15 protein-coding genes are annotated in these 13731 nt (G+C 74.7%); 10 read left to right on the top strand and 5 right to left on the bottom strand.

What is annotated here, in order from left to right:
- Nucleotides 1–11 precede the first annotated feature (11 nt).
- The 5 genes from ACLWS4_RS08315 to ACLWS4_RS08295 all read left to right on the top strand — a co-directional run bounded on the left by ACLWS4_RS08315 (nucleotide 12) and on the right by ACLWS4_RS08295 (nucleotide 3543).
- On the top strand, nucleotides 12–1109 hold the full coding sequence (locus ACLWS4_RS08315) for a MerR family transcriptional regulator (protein ID WP_416873664.1): 1098 nt from the start codon (nucleotides 12–14) through the stop codon (nucleotides 1107–1109).
- 82 nt (nucleotides 1110–1191) lie between these two features.
- Complete coding sequence (locus ACLWS4_RS08310; RefSeq protein WP_416873663.1) at nucleotides 1192–1995, top strand: alpha/beta fold hydrolase; 804 nt, start codon at nucleotides 1192–1194, stop codon at nucleotides 1993–1995.
- A 103-nt stretch (nucleotides 1996–2098) separates the two neighbouring features.
- Complete coding sequence (locus ACLWS4_RS08305) at nucleotides 2099–2506, top strand: helix-turn-helix domain-containing protein (protein WP_416873662.1); 408 nt, start codon at nucleotides 2099–2101, stop codon at nucleotides 2504–2506.
- Between the two features lie 2 nt (nucleotides 2507–2508).
- The gene (locus ACLWS4_RS08300; protein ID WP_117488427.1) at nucleotides 2509–3051 is read left to right on the top strand and encodes a hypothetical protein; all 543 of its coding nucleotides are present in this window, start codon (nucleotides 2509–2511) and stop codon (nucleotides 3049–3051) included.
- 138 nt (nucleotides 3052–3189) lie between these two features.
- Nucleotides 3190–3543 (top strand): DUF2516 family protein, encoded by a 354-nt coding sequence (locus tag ACLWS4_RS08295; protein WP_049654152.1) that lies wholly within the window; start codon nucleotides 3190–3192, stop codon nucleotides 3541–3543.
- Between the two features lie 121 nt (nucleotides 3544–3664).
- Here ACLWS4_RS08295 and ACLWS4_RS08290 read toward each other — a convergent pair whose 3' ends face one another.
- Nucleotides 3665–5158 (bottom strand): PP2C family protein-serine/threonine phosphatase, encoded by a 1494-nt coding sequence (locus ACLWS4_RS08290; RefSeq protein ID WP_416873661.1) that lies wholly within the window; start codon nucleotides 5156–5158, stop codon nucleotides 3665–3667.
- Between the two features lie 248 nt (nucleotides 5159–5406).
- Here ACLWS4_RS08290 and ACLWS4_RS08285 point away from each other — a divergent pair, with 248 nt between their 5' ends.
- Complete coding sequence (locus tag ACLWS4_RS08285) at nucleotides 5407–5970, top strand: O-acetyl-ADP-ribose deacetylase (RefSeq protein ID WP_049654154.1); 564 nt, start codon at nucleotides 5407–5409, stop codon at nucleotides 5968–5970.
- A 148-nt stretch (nucleotides 5971–6118) separates the two neighbouring features.
- On the opposite strand, the gene ACLWS4_RS08280 is transcribed toward ACLWS4_RS08285, so the two are convergent.
- Nucleotides 6119–6952 carry a class I SAM-dependent methyltransferase gene (locus ACLWS4_RS08280; protein WP_416873660.1) on the bottom strand — a complete coding sequence of 278 codons (834 nt, stop codon included), beginning with the start codon at nucleotides 6950–6952 and terminating at the stop codon, nucleotides 6119–6121.
- Nucleotides 6953–7168: 216 nt separating this feature from the next.
- Here ACLWS4_RS08280 and mshA point away from each other — a divergent pair, with 216 nt between their 5' ends.
- Together mshA and ACLWS4_RS08270 are read left to right on the top strand one after the other, a co-directional pair.
- The gene (gene mshA / locus ACLWS4_RS08275; RefSeq protein ID WP_369808316.1) at nucleotides 7169–8539 is read left to right on the top strand and encodes a D-inositol-3-phosphate glycosyltransferase; all 1371 of its coding nucleotides are present in this window, start codon (nucleotides 7169–7171) and stop codon (nucleotides 8537–8539) included.
- Nucleotides 8540–8618: 79 nt separating this feature from the next.
- Nucleotides 8619–9173, top strand: a complete 555-nt coding sequence (locus ACLWS4_RS08270; protein ID WP_416873659.1) for a YbjN domain-containing protein — start codon at nucleotides 8619–8621, stop codon at nucleotides 9171–9173.
- Between the two features lie 12 nt (nucleotides 9174–9185).
- Here ACLWS4_RS08270 and ACLWS4_RS08265 read toward each other — a convergent pair whose 3' ends face one another.
- Nucleotides 9186–10526 carry an MDR family MFS transporter gene (locus tag ACLWS4_RS08265; RefSeq protein ID WP_416873658.1) on the bottom strand — a complete coding sequence of 447 codons (1341 nt, stop codon included), beginning with the start codon at nucleotides 10524–10526 and terminating at the stop codon, nucleotides 9186–9188.
- A 149-nt stretch (nucleotides 10527–10675) separates the two neighbouring features.
- On the opposite strand from ACLWS4_RS08265, the gene ACLWS4_RS08260 reads away from it, so the two are divergent.
- The gene (locus tag ACLWS4_RS08260) at nucleotides 10676–11434 is read left to right on the top strand and encodes a phosphoglyceromutase (protein WP_049657900.1); all 759 of its coding nucleotides are present in this window, start codon (nucleotides 10676–10678) and stop codon (nucleotides 11432–11434) included.
- A gap of 276 nt (nucleotides 11435–11710) precedes the next feature.
- The gene (locus ACLWS4_RS08255; protein ID WP_416873657.1) at nucleotides 11711–12307 is read left to right on the top strand and encodes a lytic polysaccharide monooxygenase auxiliary activity family 9 protein; all 597 of its coding nucleotides are present in this window, start codon (nucleotides 11711–11713) and stop codon (nucleotides 12305–12307) included.
- A 108-nt stretch (nucleotides 12308–12415) separates the two neighbouring features.
- Here ACLWS4_RS08255 and ACLWS4_RS08250 read toward each other — a convergent pair whose 3' ends face one another.
- Nucleotides 12416–12595 carry a hypothetical protein gene (locus tag ACLWS4_RS08250; protein ID WP_074001727.1) on the bottom strand — a complete coding sequence of 60 codons (180 nt, stop codon included), beginning with the start codon at nucleotides 12593–12595 and terminating at the stop codon, nucleotides 12416–12418.
- Nucleotides 12596–12789: 194 nt separating this feature from the next.
- Nucleotides 12790–13479, bottom strand: coding sequence for a phosphate signaling complex protein PhoU (phoU, locus tag ACLWS4_RS08245; RefSeq protein WP_049657907.1), 690 nt, complete (start codon nucleotides 13477–13479; stop codon nucleotides 12790–12792).
- Between the last annotated feature and the right edge of the window lie 252 nt (nucleotides 13480–13731).

Genomic DNA, 13731 nt, shown 5'->3' with positions numbered 1-13731 from the left:
GAGTCACCGGCATGGAGAGCGAGCTGCACAGCATCGGCGAACTGGCCCACGCCAGCGGCCTGGGCGTCGGCACCCTGCGCTACTACGACGGCGCCGAGGTGCTCACCCCCGCCTGGGTGGACCCGCAGACCGGCTACCGCTGGTACCGGCCCGGCCAGCTCGCCGACGCCCGGCTGCTGGCCCGGCTGCGCCGGGTCGGCCTGCCGCTGGCCGGCATCCGCGCCGTGCTCGGCGCCGCGCCCGGCAGCGGCGAGGCCCGGCAGGTGCTCGACGCACACCTGCGCCGGCTGGAGGACGGCCTCGCCGACGCCCGCCGCGAGCTCTCCCTGATCCACGCGATGATCGACCAGAGGGAGCAGCCGATGACCACCACCCCCGCCGGACTCCGGCTCACCGTCCCGGCCGAGGAGCTCGCGGCCGCCCTGGACGCGGTCCGCTTCGCGGTCTGCGGGCGCCCGGAGCTGCCCTCGCTCGCCGGCGTGCTCTTCGAACCGGACGGACCGGTGCTGCGCCTGGTCGCCACCGACCGCTACCGGATGGCCCTCGCCGAGGTGCCGGCCACCGGCGACACGCCCGAGCAGCCGGTGGCCGGCACCGTCGTCCCGACCGCGCTGGTGGACGCGCTGCGCGCACTGCTCGGCGCGGGCCCGGCCGAGGTGGCGCTCACCCTCGGGGACGGACCGGTCCGGGCCGAGGTCGGGGAGCACCGCATCGAGGGCGTCGCGTTGGACGTCGACTACCCCGACCACCGGGCCGTCACCCGGCTCGAACCGGAGCACCGGATCACCCTGTCCGCCGCCGCACTGCGCGCCGCCGTCGAGACCGGCGCCACCCGCACCCTGCCCTCCGGCCCGGACGGCGCCGACTGCGAGGTCACCGTCCTGACCCTGGCCGGGGACGGAAGCCTGACGGTCGCCGACGACCCGGCCCCCGAGGGCTACCGACTGGCCGTCAACCGGGACTTCCTGCTCGACGCCCTCGACGCCGGGCGGCCCGGACAGCTGCTCCTCGAACTCGGCGGCCCGATCGCCCCGTTGGCCGTCCGCACCCCCGGGCGGGCGGGCACCTTCTCGGTCCTGATGCCCGTCCGGCTGCCCGAGTCCGCCTGACCGCCTCGGCCTGACCGCTTGACGGCCGCGGCCTGACCGGCCTGACCGGCCGGGCCTGCGCGGGCTCTGGAAGGATCACCGCATGAGCCCGCACACCGACCCCCGCGCCTCCGAGGTCCACGTCCCGGCCCCCGGCAGCGGCCGACTGTGGGCGGAGCGCCGCGGGACCGGCAGCCCGGTGGTCCTGCTGCACGGCTCCGGCATGGACTCCCGGCTGTGGGACGCCGTCGCCCCGGCGCTGTCCCGGCACCACGACGTGATCCGCTACGACGCCCGCGGCCTCGGCCGGTCCGCCGCGCCGGAGCGGGCCTTCGACGACGTCGCGGACCTGCTCGCCGTCCTGGACCACTTCGGTCTGCGCCGCGCCGCGCTGGTCGGCCTGAGCATGGGCGGGGAGACCGTGCTGGACTTCGCCCTCGCCCACCCTGGCCGGGTCGCCGCGCTCGGCCTGGTCGGCGCCTCGGTCAGCGGCCACGACTGGCCGCCGTCCCCGGAGACCACCGCCTACGCCGAGGCCCGGCGCCGGGGCGACACGGCGGCGCTGGCCGCGCTGGAGCTCTCCGTCTGGGCCGCCATGGGCCGCGACGCGCCGGGCGGCGAGCTGGTCGCGACGATGGTCGAGGAGAACGCGGCCCGCCGGATCGTCAGCGAGCACCACCTCGCGGGCGCGCCGGCCCGGGCGGCCGAACCGCTCCTCGGCACCGTCGCCGCGCCCGCCCTGGTCGTCCACGGCGACCGCGACCACCCGGAGATCGCGGCGATCGCCCGGCGGCTCGCCGCCGACATCCCCGGCGCCCGCGGCCACCTCGTCCCGGACGCCGACCACTACCTCCCGCTGCGCACCCCCGAACGGCTCACCGAGCTCCTCCTCGCCCACCTGGCCTGACCCCCGGCCCCGGCCCGCCCACCCGGTCGGCCTCCCGGCAGGCCCGTTTGCTGCCGCTAGCACCCTGCTTGCATTTGCAAGCAGGGTGTTGCAGGCTGTCCGCATGGCCTCACTGAACGTCGGCTCGCTGGGCGAGTACATCCGCGAGCAGCGCCGCAGCGCCCAGTACTCGCTGCGGCAGCTGGCGGAGGCCGCCGGCGTGTCCAACCCGTACCTCAGCCAGATCGAGCGCGGGCTGCGCAAGCCGAGCGCGGAGATCCTCCAGCAGATCGCCAAGGCGCTGCGGATCTCGGCGGAGACGCTGTACGTCCAGGCCGGGATCCTGGAGGAGCGGCGGGGCGAGGGCCTGGAGCTGCGGGCCTCGATCCTGGCCGATCCGCTGATCAACGAGCAGCAGAAGCAGGCGCTGCTCGCGGTCTACGACGCCTTCCTCAAGGAGAACGCGTCGTCGGCTCCCAAGCCGACGGCCGACGGCCCAGCCACCCAGAACACCCACCGGGAGGACCGGTAACCATGCCCATCACCGACGAGATCAAGAAGACCCTCGGCGACCCGACCCCGCTGTACGCCCTGGCCGGCGCCGGGGACCTCGCGTACGAGAAGCTGCGCGAGGTGCCGGGCCGGGTCGAGGCGCTGGCGGCGGACCGCAAGGGTGCGCAGGAGAAGGCGACCGCCAGGCTCCAGGAGGCGCAGTCGCTGCTGACCGGGGCGCAGGCCAAGGTCACCGAGACCGTCACCACCCTGCCGACCGACCTCAAGGCCCTGCAGGAGCGGGCCCAGGGCTTCGCCCTGCAGCAGGTGGCCCGCGCGGTCGAGCTGGCGGTGAAGGCCAAGGAGACGTACGACGAGCTGGCCGAGCGCGGCAAGGTCGTGGTGGACAAGGCCCGCCCGGGCACGCCGGACGAGGCCGAGCGGCCCGAGCCGGCCGCGGAGCTGGTCGAGGCCGAGCCGGTGGCGGAGGTAGCGGAGGTCGTGGAGGCCACGGAGGTCGACGCCGAGCCCGCCCCGAAGAAGTCCGCGCGGGCCCGCAAGGGCGCCGCCGACGCCGCGGAGTGACCCGGGGCGTGTCCGACACGCCCCCGTACCCCGTGGGGCACATCCGGTGACCACGGGACGTTGAGCCCGTCGCGGACGGTCGTCGTGCCAGGATGGGCAGCGGTCGCAGCGCCGGAGTCGAGAGCAGAGGAGATCGAAATGGTCGGAGTGTTGCAGATTCTGGCCTTTTCCTACCTGAACCCGATCTGGTGGGCGACCATCGCCATCCTCGCCTACAAGCTGTTCGCCCTGGCCGACGCGGTCACCCGCCGGGAGGACGCCTACCGGGCGGCCGACAAGAAGACCAAGGGCTTCTGGGTGGCGATCCTGGCGATCTCCTTCGGCTGGGACTTCCTGTTCGGGGTGAACTTCTTCACCGGCATCGGCACCCTGGCCGGCCTGGTCGCCTCGATCGTCTACGTGGTGGACGTCCGCCCGGCGATCCGGGCGCTGACCGGCGGCAGCGGCGGCCGGGGCGGTCGGAGCAACACCGGGCCGTACGGCCCCTGGTAGGAGCGGCAGCCGACAACGCGACGGCCCGGGCGGGGAGTTCACCCGCCCGGGCCGTCGCGTTGTCCGCCCTCGTTCTTCGTCGACCGCTTCCGCGCCCGTTCGCGCGTCCCTCGGCCGGGGATCAGCCGAGGATCAGCTGCACCGGGTTGCGTTCCAGCAGCAGCACCGCGACGTCGTCGGTCAGCGCGCCGCCGTTCAGCTCCTCGACCTCGGCGATGGCGCTGTCGATCAGCCGCCCCCGGGTCAGTCCGGCGGCCTGGTGGTCGCCGATCAGGTCCGCGAGCCCGTCCTGGCCCAGCCGGCGCGATCCGGCCCCGACTCGGCCCTCGATCAGTCCGTCGGTGTAGAGCAACAGCCGCCAGCCGGCCCGCAGTTCGATCTCGTGGGCGGGCCAGGCGGACTGCCCGTCGTGGCACGGCAGCAGGCCGAGCGCGGGCCCGGCGAGGTCGGCGGGCAGGGTGATCGGCTCGTGGTCCCGGCCGAGCAGCAGCGGCGCCGGGTGCCCGGCGAGGTAGAGCCGGGCCCGCTCGCCGGTGCCGAGCGAGTCGAGGCCGCTGCCGGGGCCGCCGGGCTCGATGACCAGCATGCAGAGCGTCGCGAAGATCTCGTCGCTGCGCCGTTCGTGTTCCAGCACGTGCTGGAGGGTGGTGAGCAGGGTCTCGCCGGTGAGGCCCGCGAAGACCAGGGTGCGCCACGCTATCCGGAGCGCGACGCCGAGTGCGGCCTCGTCCGGGCCGTGGCCGCAGACGTCGCCGATCACGACGTGGACGGCGCCGTCGTCGGTGCGCACGGCGTCGTAGAAGTCGCCGCCGAGCAGTGCGCGGCGGCGGCCGGGGCGGTAGCGCCGGGTGAAGGAGAGCCCGGCGCCGTCGAGCAGCGGGGTGGGCAGCAGGTGGCGCTGGAGGCGGGCGTTCTCCTGGCCGCGCAGCTCGGCCTCGACCAGGCGGCGCTGGGACTCGTCGGCGCGCTTGCGCTCGACGGCGTAGCGCAGGGCGCGGGCGAGCAGCGGGCCGTCCGTCTCGTGCTTGAGCAGGAAGTCCTGGGCGCCGGCGGCGACGGCGGCCGCCCCGAGTTCGGCCCCGGCGGCGTCGGTGAGCACCACGACCGGGGTGTGCGGGGCCCGGCGGAGCAGCTCGTGCAGGCCCTCCAGCCCGTCCGAGGAGTCGGTCGGGTGCGGCAGGTCGGCGGGCGCGGCGAGGTCGAGCAGCACGCAGCCGAACTCGGGGGTGCGGGAGCGCCCGCGCCGGGCCCAGTTCACGGGCGGGGCGAGCAGTTCGGTGGCCTGGTCCAGGCCGCGGGCCCAGTGGATCTCGATCGAGGTGCCGCTGTCGGCCACCGCCGCCTTGATCAGCTGGGCGTCCGAGGCGTCGTCCTCGATGACCAGCAGTCGCAGCGGGGCGCCGTCGGCCGGTCCGTCCGCCGCCGGGCCGCCCGGGTCGGAGATGTGGGACGGGTGGGAGGCGTGCGCGGCCCGCGAGCGGGGGTGGGGTATCGGGGGAGCCGCCGAGGCCGGTCCGGTCGTGACGCGGCTTCGGGCATGACCGACGGGGGCGCCGTCATGGGCGCCCGGCAGGCCCGCGGCACCAGGTGCCCGCCCGTCTCCCGTTGCGGGCATCGGTGGTTCCTCCCTTTCCCCGACTGCGTAACGGTCGACGTCCGTCCGCAGTGCCCGCCTGGCACCGCGCGTCGGGGAACTTCTCGCGACCATAACGTGATCTCCGGGGATTTCTCTGGCCGACCGGCGCCGTTGTGGCTATTGCCACGCCGGTGGTGGTGTGGTGACTGGACTCGGACGAGCACCCGGGCTCCGTCGGGTGGCTGCCGGAAAGGCTGCCGGGCGGCTCCGGGAAAGGGGAGAGGGCGATGGTTGCGCGGATCACCCTGGTGGAGGGTGACATCACGGAACAGCCGGTGGACGTCGTGGTGAACGCCGCCAACTCGTCCCTGCTGGGCGGTGGTGGGGTGGACGGCGCGATCCACCGCAAGGGCGGACCGCAGGTCCTGGAGGAGTGCCGCCGGCTGCGCGCCTCGCACTGGGGCAAGGGGCTGCCCACCGGTCGGGCGGTGGCGACGACGGCCGGACGGCTGCCCGCCCGGTGGGTGGTGCACACCGTCGGGCCGGTGTACCGGGCGGAGGAGTACGAGGAGCGGGCGGAGCTGTTGGCCTCCTGCTATCGCGAGTCGCTGCGTGCCGCGGCGGGGCTCGGCGCGCGCACGGTGGCCTTCCCGGCGGTGTCGGCCGGGATCTACGGCTGGCCGCCGGCGGACGCGGCCCGGATCGCGCTCGGCACCGTCGCGGAGGTGCTGGACGGCGGTGACGCGGAGGCGGGCGCGGAGCTGGCGGAGGTGCGGTTCGTGCTGTTCGGGTCGGAGATGTACGGGGTGTTCGAGCGGGCCCGGCGGGAGCTGTTCGGCCGGGAGGTCTGAGGGCGGGGGTCTGAGGGCGGGACCATCGTGGCGTGTCGGGGCGTCAACACGCCAGAGATATTCGATAACTCGTTCGAGTGAACGTATCGAATCGCTCACCGGCTCCCGGCGCGCACCGCCCGCACGACGGCCACGACGGCCACGGCGGCTACGGCGCGAGCGCCGACCAGGGCACCGTGACCTCGCCCTGCCGCCACCGCCCGCGCGCGTCCACCAGCGGCCAGCTGCCCGCCAGCGCCGTGCAGGCCGCCACCCAGCGCTGCCGCGCCCCGAACGCCCCGTACGGCGCGGCCGCGGCCCAGGCCCGGTCGAAGTCGGCCAGGAAGGCGTGCACGGGCCGCCCCGGCACGTTGTGGTGGATCAGCGCCTTCGGCAGCCGCTCGGCCAGGTCGGAGGGCTGGCCCAGGCCGCCCAGCCGGGCCGCGAAGGTCACCGTCCGGGGCCCCTCCGGGCCGAGCGCGACCCAGACGTGCCGCCGCCCGATCTCGTCGCAGGTGCCCTCCACCAGCAGCCCGTCCGGGGCGAGCCGCGCGCACAGCCGCTCCCACACCCCGGCGACCGCCGACTCGTCGTACTGCCGGAGCACGTTCGCGGCCCGGATCAGCTGGGCCGGCCCGCCGCCGTCCAGCGGCACCTCGAAGCCCCCGCGCCGGAAGGTGAGCAGCGGCGGCTCGGCGTACGGCAGTGCGGCGGCGACCCGCTCCGGCTCGATCTCGATCCCGACCACCCGGACGTCCGGCCGCACCGTGCGCAGCCGTCCGGCCAGTTCGACGGCGGTCCACGGCGCGGCGCCGTAGCCGAGGTCCACCGCGACCGGCGGCCGTCCGGCGGCGCGCAGCTCGCGGCCGAGGGTGTGGGCGATCCAGCGGTCCATCCGGCGCAGCCGGTTGGTGTTGGTGGTGCCCCGGGTGACCGTCCCGACCGGGCGCCCGGTCCGTCCGCGGGCGGGCGCGGCGGGAGCGGGGTCGAAGGAGGCAGCCATGCCCAGAAGGGTAGTCGGGTCGCCGACGGCACCGTGCTGACCTGGGGCGATGGCAGCCGTTCCGGCCGGTGGGCCGGGGCGGGAATGCCGGGCGCGGTCCGTGTGGTTGGCACCCTGATGGTGATGTGTGCCCGGACGGGGCTGCGCACACCGGACAACGGGCGGCCCGGCGCGGACCGCCTCGACGGGCCGCACAGAGGAGGCTTCAGCCAGGTGATCCAGCACCCCGTCCGTTCGGTACGCCGGGCCCAGCCCGCCGCCCCCGCGCGCGGCCGGCTCCAGTCGCTCGTCCCCGGTCGCCGCCGCCCGCGCCGGATAGCCATGCTGAGCGTCCACACCTCGCCGCTGCACCAGCCCGGCACCGGGGACGCCGGCGGGATGAACGTCTACATCGTGGAGCTGGCCAAGCGCCTGGCCGACCTCAACATCGAGGTCGAGGTGTTCACCCGGTCGATCTGCTCGGACGACGCGCCGACGGTCGAGCTGGCCCCGGGCGTGCTGGTCCGCCACGTCACCGCCGGTCCGTACGAGGGCCTGGTCAAGGAGGACCTGCCGGCCCAGCTGTGCGCCTTCACCCACGGGGTGCTGCGGACGGAGGCGGGCCACCGCCCCGGCCACTACGACCTGGTGCACTCGCACTACTGGCTCTCCGGGCAGGTCGGCTGGCTGGCCGCGCAGCGCTGGGGGGTGCCGCTGGTGCACACCATGCACACCATGGCGAAGGTCAAGAACGCCGCGCTGGCCGAGGGCGACACGCCCGAGCCCGCGGCCCGGGTGATCGGCGAGACCCAGGTGGTGGAGGCGGCCGACCGGCTGATCGCCAACACCACCGAGGAGGCCGCCGAGCTGGCGCTGCACTACGCCGCCCGGCCGGACCAGCTGGCCGTCGTGCACCCCGGGGTCAACCTGGACGTCTTCCGCCCCGGCGGGCCGCGGACGCCCGCCGCCGCGCGGGCCCGGCTGGGCCTGCCGCAGGACGCCGCGGTGCTGCTGTTCGCGGGCCGGATCCAGCCGCTGAAGGCCCCGGACGTGCTGCTGCGGGCGGTCGCCGCGCTGCTGGGCCGCCGCCCGGAGCTGCGCGAGCGCCTGGTGGTGCCGGTGGTCGGCGGGCCGTCCGGCACCGGACTGGCCCGGCCGGAGAGCCTGCACAAGCTCGCCGCCCAGCTGGGCATCGGCGACGTGGTGCGGTTCCACCCGCCGGTCGGACAGCCGGACCTCGCCGACTGGTACCGCGCGGCGTCGGCGCTGGTGATGCCCTCGTACAGCGAGTCCTTCGGGCTGGTCGCGCTGGAGGCGCAGGCCTGCGGCACCCCGGTGGTGGCGGCCTCGGTGGGCGGCCTGCCGGTCGCGGTGCGGGACGGCGAGACCGGCACCCTGGTGCAGGGCCACGACCCGCTGGACTGGTCGTACGCGCTGGAGCCGTACGTCACCGACCGGGGCCTCGCGGCCCGGCGCGGCGAGGCGGCGGCCCGGCACGCGTCCCGCTTCGGCTGGGACACCGCCGCGGCGACCACCGCCGAGGTGTACGCCGGGAGCATGGCCCGCCCGGCGGGCCGGCTGGCCGGGGTCCGTCGCCGACCGGCCTGAGCGGAGGCCCGGGCGGAAGCCCCGGGGCCGACCGGCCTGGGGCTGCGCCCGCCCGGTACCGACGAGTAACGTCACCCCCATGGCAATCCGCACCAAGGACGAGGCCCTGACCCTCCTGCGCGCCGCCCTGGGCGACGCCGGGGTGGCCTGGGAGCCGGCCGCCACCGACCCGTACACGCTGGTGGCGGCCCTCCCGGGCACCCGCAAGCTGAGCACCACCTGCGCCCTGCGGGTCGGCGACCACACCCTGTCGGTGAACGCCTTCGTGATCCGCCGTCCGGACGAGAACCACGAGGCCGTCTACCGCTGGCTGCTGGAGCGCAACACCCGGCTGTACGGCGTCGGGTACGCGATCGACGGGCTCGGCGACGTCTACCTGGCCGGCCGGCTGCCGTTGGAGGCGCTCACCCCGCAGGTCGTGGACCGGCTGCTCGGCACGGTGCTGGAGAACGCGGACGAGCCGTTCAACACCCTGCTGGAGCTGGGCTTCGCCACCGCGATCCGGCGCGAGTGGGAGTGGCGGACCAAGCGCGGGGAGTCCACCCGCAACCTGGCCGCCTTCGCCCACCTGGCCGCCCCGCGGGACCCGTCGGCCGAGGCCCCGGTCACTCCGGACACCCCGGCCGCCGGCTGACCCGCGGGCCGGTCAGGCGCCCGCCGGGGCCTTCCCGGCCGGCTCCACCGCGGGCGCCGTGGCCGTGCGCGCCGGAGCCCCCACCGCGGGTGCCGGGACCTCCGTGGCCACGGGCCGACGGCGCCCGGCCGCGCCGGTCCGGCGGGCCAGCACCACGTACCCGAGCGCGGTGACCGTCCCGACCGCCCCGCAGGCCGTCCAGAGCACCGCCGGCCCCGCGTGCTGGAGCAGCAGCCCGCCGCCCGCCGGGCCGAGGAACGAGGCGAGCGACCAGGAGAGGCTGTGCACGCCCTGGTAGCGGCCGCGCCCGTGGGTCGGCGCCAGCTCGGCGACCAGGCCCATCATCACCGGCGTGTTGAGGATCTCGCCGACCGTCCAGACGGCCACCGAGAGCGCGAACAGCCAGGCCGAGGACCCGGCCAGCGCGGCCAGCCCGAAGCCCCAGCCGGTGAGCAGGCAGCTGGTGATCAGCAGTCCGGTCCGTGAGCGGCCCTCCATCCAGCGGGTCAGCGGGATCTGCAGGACCACGATCAGCAGCCCGTTCAGGCCGATGACCAGGCCGTACTCGGTGGAGGTGATGCCGGAGGCGCCCATGTCCACGGCCAGCGTGGTGCTGCCCTGCTGGAAGACCAGCGCGAGCAGCAGGGTGAGCCCGACCAGCGCCATGAACGGGGCGTCCCGGAACACCGAGAGCAGGCTGACCGGCGGTTCGGCGGAGCCGTCCGCCCGGCCGGGCGCGGCCTGCGGCCTGGTCTCCGGGATCCGGATGAAGATCACCACCGCGCAGACCAGGGTGGAGAACGCGTCCAGCAGGAAGAGCGTGAGGTAGCCGTGGGTGGCGATCAGGCCCGCCACGGCCGCCGAGAGGCCGAAGCCGATGTTGATCGCCCAGTAGTTCAGCGAGTACGCGCGGACCCGGTCCTCGGCCGGCACCAGGTCGGCGATGATCGCCGAGGTGGGCGGCCGGGTGGCGTTGTTGCACAGGCCCACCAGGAAGGCCACCACGGCGATCGCCACCTGGCCGTCCGCGAAGCCGAGCACGGCGGTGAACAGCGCGGTGCCGAGCTGGGCGGCGAGCAGGGTGGGCCGGCGCCCGATCCGGTCGGCCAGCACGCCCGCGAGGATCGCCGCGACGGCCGAACCGAGGCCGAACAGCGAGGCCACCAGGCCCGCGTAGGAGGCCGAGTACCCCCGGTCGACGGTCAGATACAGCGCCAGGAAGGTGACGACGAACGCGCCGAGCTTGTTCACCAGCGTGCTCACCCAGAGCCACCAGAACTGTCGCGGCAGCCCGCCCACGGTCTCCTGTACGAGTCTTCGGATCCGGGGGTTGGCGACCAGGGCGACGAGCATGTGGGGGCTCCCGTGGGCAGGCGTCCGCCGAACGGTGCGGCAGGCCCGGTCAGCCGACGCATGTAAGTGTCAGATGCGCGGAGCACACATTACACATCGGCCGAAGGTCCCCACCAGGGGTTTTCCGACCCCCCACTAAGCTGGGGGCCATGGCTGACACGACGTACCGACTCATCCTGCTCCGCCACGGCGAGAGCCAGTGGAACCAGAAGAACCTGTTCACCGGTTGGGTCGATGTCGACCTCAACGAGAAGGGCGAGAAGGAGGCCGCCCGCGGTGGCGAGCTCCTGGCCGCCGAGGGTCTGCTCCCCGACGTGCTGCACACCTCGCTGCTGCGCCGCGCCATCCGCACCTCCCAGATCGCCCTGGACAAGGCCGACCGGCACTGGATCCCGGTCAGCCGCAGCTGGCGGCTGAACGAGCGCCACTACGGCGCGCTCCAGGGCAAGGACAAGGCCCAGACCCTGGCCGAGTTCGGCGAGGAGCAGTTCCAGCTGTGGCGCCGCTCGTACGACACCCCGCCGCCGGTGCTGGCCGACGACGCCGAGTACTCGCAGGCCGGTGACGCGCGCTACGCCGACATCCCGAGCGAGCTGCGTCCGCGCACCGAGTGCCTGAAGGACGTCGTCGACCGGATGCTGCCGTACTGGTACGACGCCATCGTCCCGGACCTCGCCGCCGGCCGGACCGTCCTGGTCACCGCCCACGGCAACAGCCTGCGCGCGCTGGTCAAGCACCTCGACGGCATCTCCGACGAGGCCATCGCCGGCCTGAACATCCCGACCGGCATCCCGCTGGTCTACGAGCTGGACGCCGACTTCAAGCCCGTCACCCCGGGCGGCCGCTACCTCGACCCGGACGCCGCCGCGGCCGCCATCGAGGCGGTCAAGAACCAGGGCAAGAAGTAGGCCGCTTGCCGCTACGGCCCCGCCACCCGGTCCGACCGGGCGGCGGGGCCTTCGTTCGTTTTCGGTCGGTTCGGGGTCAACCAGCTTGCCTGGTGGGGGAGTTGGGTAGGTGGGAAAATGGTTCAGACCATTGACGGCCGCAGTCGGCGGCTCCTACCGTGAGGGCACCGGACTGGCGCAGGCATGCCAGGATCTCCCCGTCCGGGCCGCCGCACCCCCACGCGCGCGCGTCTGTGCCCCCGGCGCACACTCCATCCACCCCCACGGAGGAGCACCATGCGCACACGCCACATCGTCGGGGCGGCCGTCGCCGCGCTGGCGATCCCGCTGACCCTCGCCTTCCCGGCCTCGTCCCACGGCTGGATCACGACCCCGCCCAGCCGCGCCGCGCTCTGCGACACCCACGTGGACGGCGTCCCGTGGGACTGCGGTGACATCCAGTGGGAGCCGCAGAGCGTCGAGGGCCCCAAGGGCTTCCCGGCCCTCGGCCCCTCGGACGGCACCATCTGCGCCGGCGGCAACGCGCGCTTCGCCGAGCTGGACGACCCGCACGCGGGCGCCTGGCCGACCACGCCGGTGACGGCGGGCGGGCAGCTCACCTTCACCTGGAAGTTCACCGCCCGGCACGCGACCACCGACTTCCGGTACTACATGACCAAGCCGGGCTACGACGCGAGCCAGCCGGTCACCCGGGCCAACCTGGACCTGACGCCCTTCCTGACCGTCCCGTACGGCGGGCAGCAGGTGCCGAGCACGCTCAGCCACACCGCGACCATCCCGGGCGGGCGCACCGGCCACCAGGTGGTCGTCGCGGTCTGGACGATCTCCGACACCGGGAACGCCTTCTACTCCTGCACCGACGTCGCGTTCTGACGTCCGGTCCCGACGCCCGGCCCGACGCGGACGCGGACCCGGACGCGAACGAGGTGCACGGCCGCCGGAAGACCGTGCACCTCGGGGACTCCTCGGACGGCGGCGCGCTCAGTGGCCGCCGCAGCAGCCGCCGTCGGCACCGCCGCACTGGCAGGGCGCGCCGGACTGGCAGCCGCAGCCGCAGCCCGGGCCGCAGCCGCAGCCGGCGGCGAGGACGGGGAGCAGCTTCGGGGCGGGTGGCTCGACGGTGGTGTGGGCGGATGCCGGTCGGGTCGGGTGGGCCTTCATCGAGCTTCCCTCCTTGTGACGGGCACAGTCCTGTGCCCCCAACGTCGAGTGAAGCCGCCGAATGGACGGAGCGTCAACGGGCGCGCGGTGGTGGGGCGCACGGAGTGCCGTGCGCCCGCACCACCCTCGTCGCAGGTTTACTCGCCCCGGGGGGTGAGCCGGGAGCGGCCACGAAGCACCGCCCGGACCGGAGGTCAGTCGACCGGCGCAGCCTCGGCGGCCTCGGTGGCGGCCACGAACTCGGCCACGTGCTCGCCCGTCACCAGGTACACCACGCGCTTGGCGACCGACACCGCGTGGTCCGCGAAGCGCTCGTAGTAGCGGCCGACCAGGGTGATGTCGACGGCGGTCTCGATCCCGTGGTGCCAGCGCTCGTCGATCAGGTGCGACAGCAGCTCGCGGTGCAGGGTGTCGATCGCGTCGTCGTCCTGCTCCATCTCCAGCGCCTTGTCGACGTCCTTGGTGGCGATGACCAGGCCGGCCTTGGCCACCAGGCGCTGGGCGAGCTGGCCCATCTCCAGGACGGTGGAGTGCAGGTCGCTCGGCACGGCGGTGTCGGGGTAGCGCATCCGCGCGACCTTGGCGACGTGCCGGGCGAGGTCGCCGCAGCGCTCCAGGTCGGCGCTCATCCGCAGCGAGGTGACGACGATGCGCAGGTCGGTGGCGACCGGCTGCTGGCGGGCGAGGAGGTCGATGGCCCGGTTCTCCAGGTCGTGGTGGAGCTCGTTGACCTTCTCGTCGGCGGCGATCACGCCCTCCGCCAGGGCGAGGTCCGCGTCGAGGAGGGCGGTGGTGGCGCGGCCCATGGCAGAGCCGACCAGCCGGGCCATCTCGACCAGGCTGTCGCCGATCGCATCGAGTTCCTCGTGGTACGCGTCGCGCATGTTCTCTCCTCAGTAGCTGTGTCGGTGGCGGTGCCGACCGGTCAGCCCGTCCGACCGTCGTTCCGGTGTCCGGGTGACCGCTGCTGGTGGCGCGCATCGTACGCGCACACCCGAGCCGGTGGCCGCTGTTCGGCACACCGATCTCTCCCACACGGGCTGCCTGGCCAACTTTCGGCCGCCTGGGCGACGGTGCACGGCCGCTCCGGTGAATCGGCGGCTACCTGAAGGTGAATTCTCGGCAACGCGTGGTCG

Origin of the sequence: Kitasatospora sp. SC0581 (genome assembly GCF_048159585.1) — a bacterium.
Taxonomy (GTDB): domain Bacteria; phylum Actinomycetota; class Actinomycetes; order Streptomycetales; family Streptomycetaceae; genus Kitasatospora.
Note: the sequence above shows the minus strand (reverse complement) of the source record. Positions and strands in the feature narration are given on the sequence as shown.

Coding starts and splice junctions, on each gene's coding strand:
- ACLWS4_RS08315 (WP_416873664.1), top strand. CDS start 12: ATGGAGAGCGAGCTGCACAGCATCGGCGAACTGGCCCACGCCAGCGGC.
- ACLWS4_RS08310 (WP_416873663.1), top strand. CDS start 1,192: ATGAGCCCGCACACCGACCCCCGCGCCTCCGAGGTCCACGTCCCGGCC.
- ACLWS4_RS08305 (WP_416873662.1), top strand. CDS start 2,099: ATGGCCTCACTGAACGTCGGCTCGCTGGGCGAGTACATCCGCGAGCAG.
- ACLWS4_RS08300 (WP_117488427.1), top strand. CDS start 2,509: ATGCCCATCACCGACGAGATCAAGAAGACCCTCGGCGACCCGACCCCG.
- ACLWS4_RS08295 (WP_049654152.1), top strand. CDS start 3,190: ATGGTCGGAGTGTTGCAGATTCTGGCCTTTTCCTACCTGAACCCGATC.
- ACLWS4_RS08290 (WP_416873661.1), bottom strand. CDS start 5,158: ATGCCCGCAACGGGAGACGGGCGGGCACCTGGTGCCGCGGGCCTGCCG.
- ACLWS4_RS08285 (WP_049654154.1), top strand. CDS start 5,407: ATGGTTGCGCGGATCACCCTGGTGGAGGGTGACATCACGGAACAGCCG.
- ACLWS4_RS08280 (WP_416873660.1), bottom strand. CDS start 6,952: ATGGCTGCCTCCTTCGACCCCGCTCCCGCCGCGCCCGCCCGCGGACGG.
- ACLWS4_RS08270 (WP_416873659.1), top strand. CDS start 8,619: ATGGCAATCCGCACCAAGGACGAGGCCCTGACCCTCCTGCGCGCCGCC.
- ACLWS4_RS08265 (WP_416873658.1), bottom strand. CDS start 10,526: ATGCTCGTCGCCCTGGTCGCCAACCCCCGGATCCGAAGACTCGTACAG.
- ACLWS4_RS08260 (WP_049657900.1), top strand. CDS start 10,676: ATGGCTGACACGACGTACCGACTCATCCTGCTCCGCCACGGCGAGAGC.
- ACLWS4_RS08255 (WP_416873657.1), top strand. CDS start 11,711: ATGCGCACACGCCACATCGTCGGGGCGGCCGTCGCCGCGCTGGCGATC.
- ACLWS4_RS08250 (WP_074001727.1), bottom strand. CDS start 12,595: ATGAAGGCCCACCCGACCCGACCGGCATCCGCCCACACCACCGTCGAG.
- phoU (WP_049657907.1), bottom strand. CDS start 13,479: ATGCGCGACGCGTACCACGAGGAACTCGATGCGATCGGCGACAGCCTG.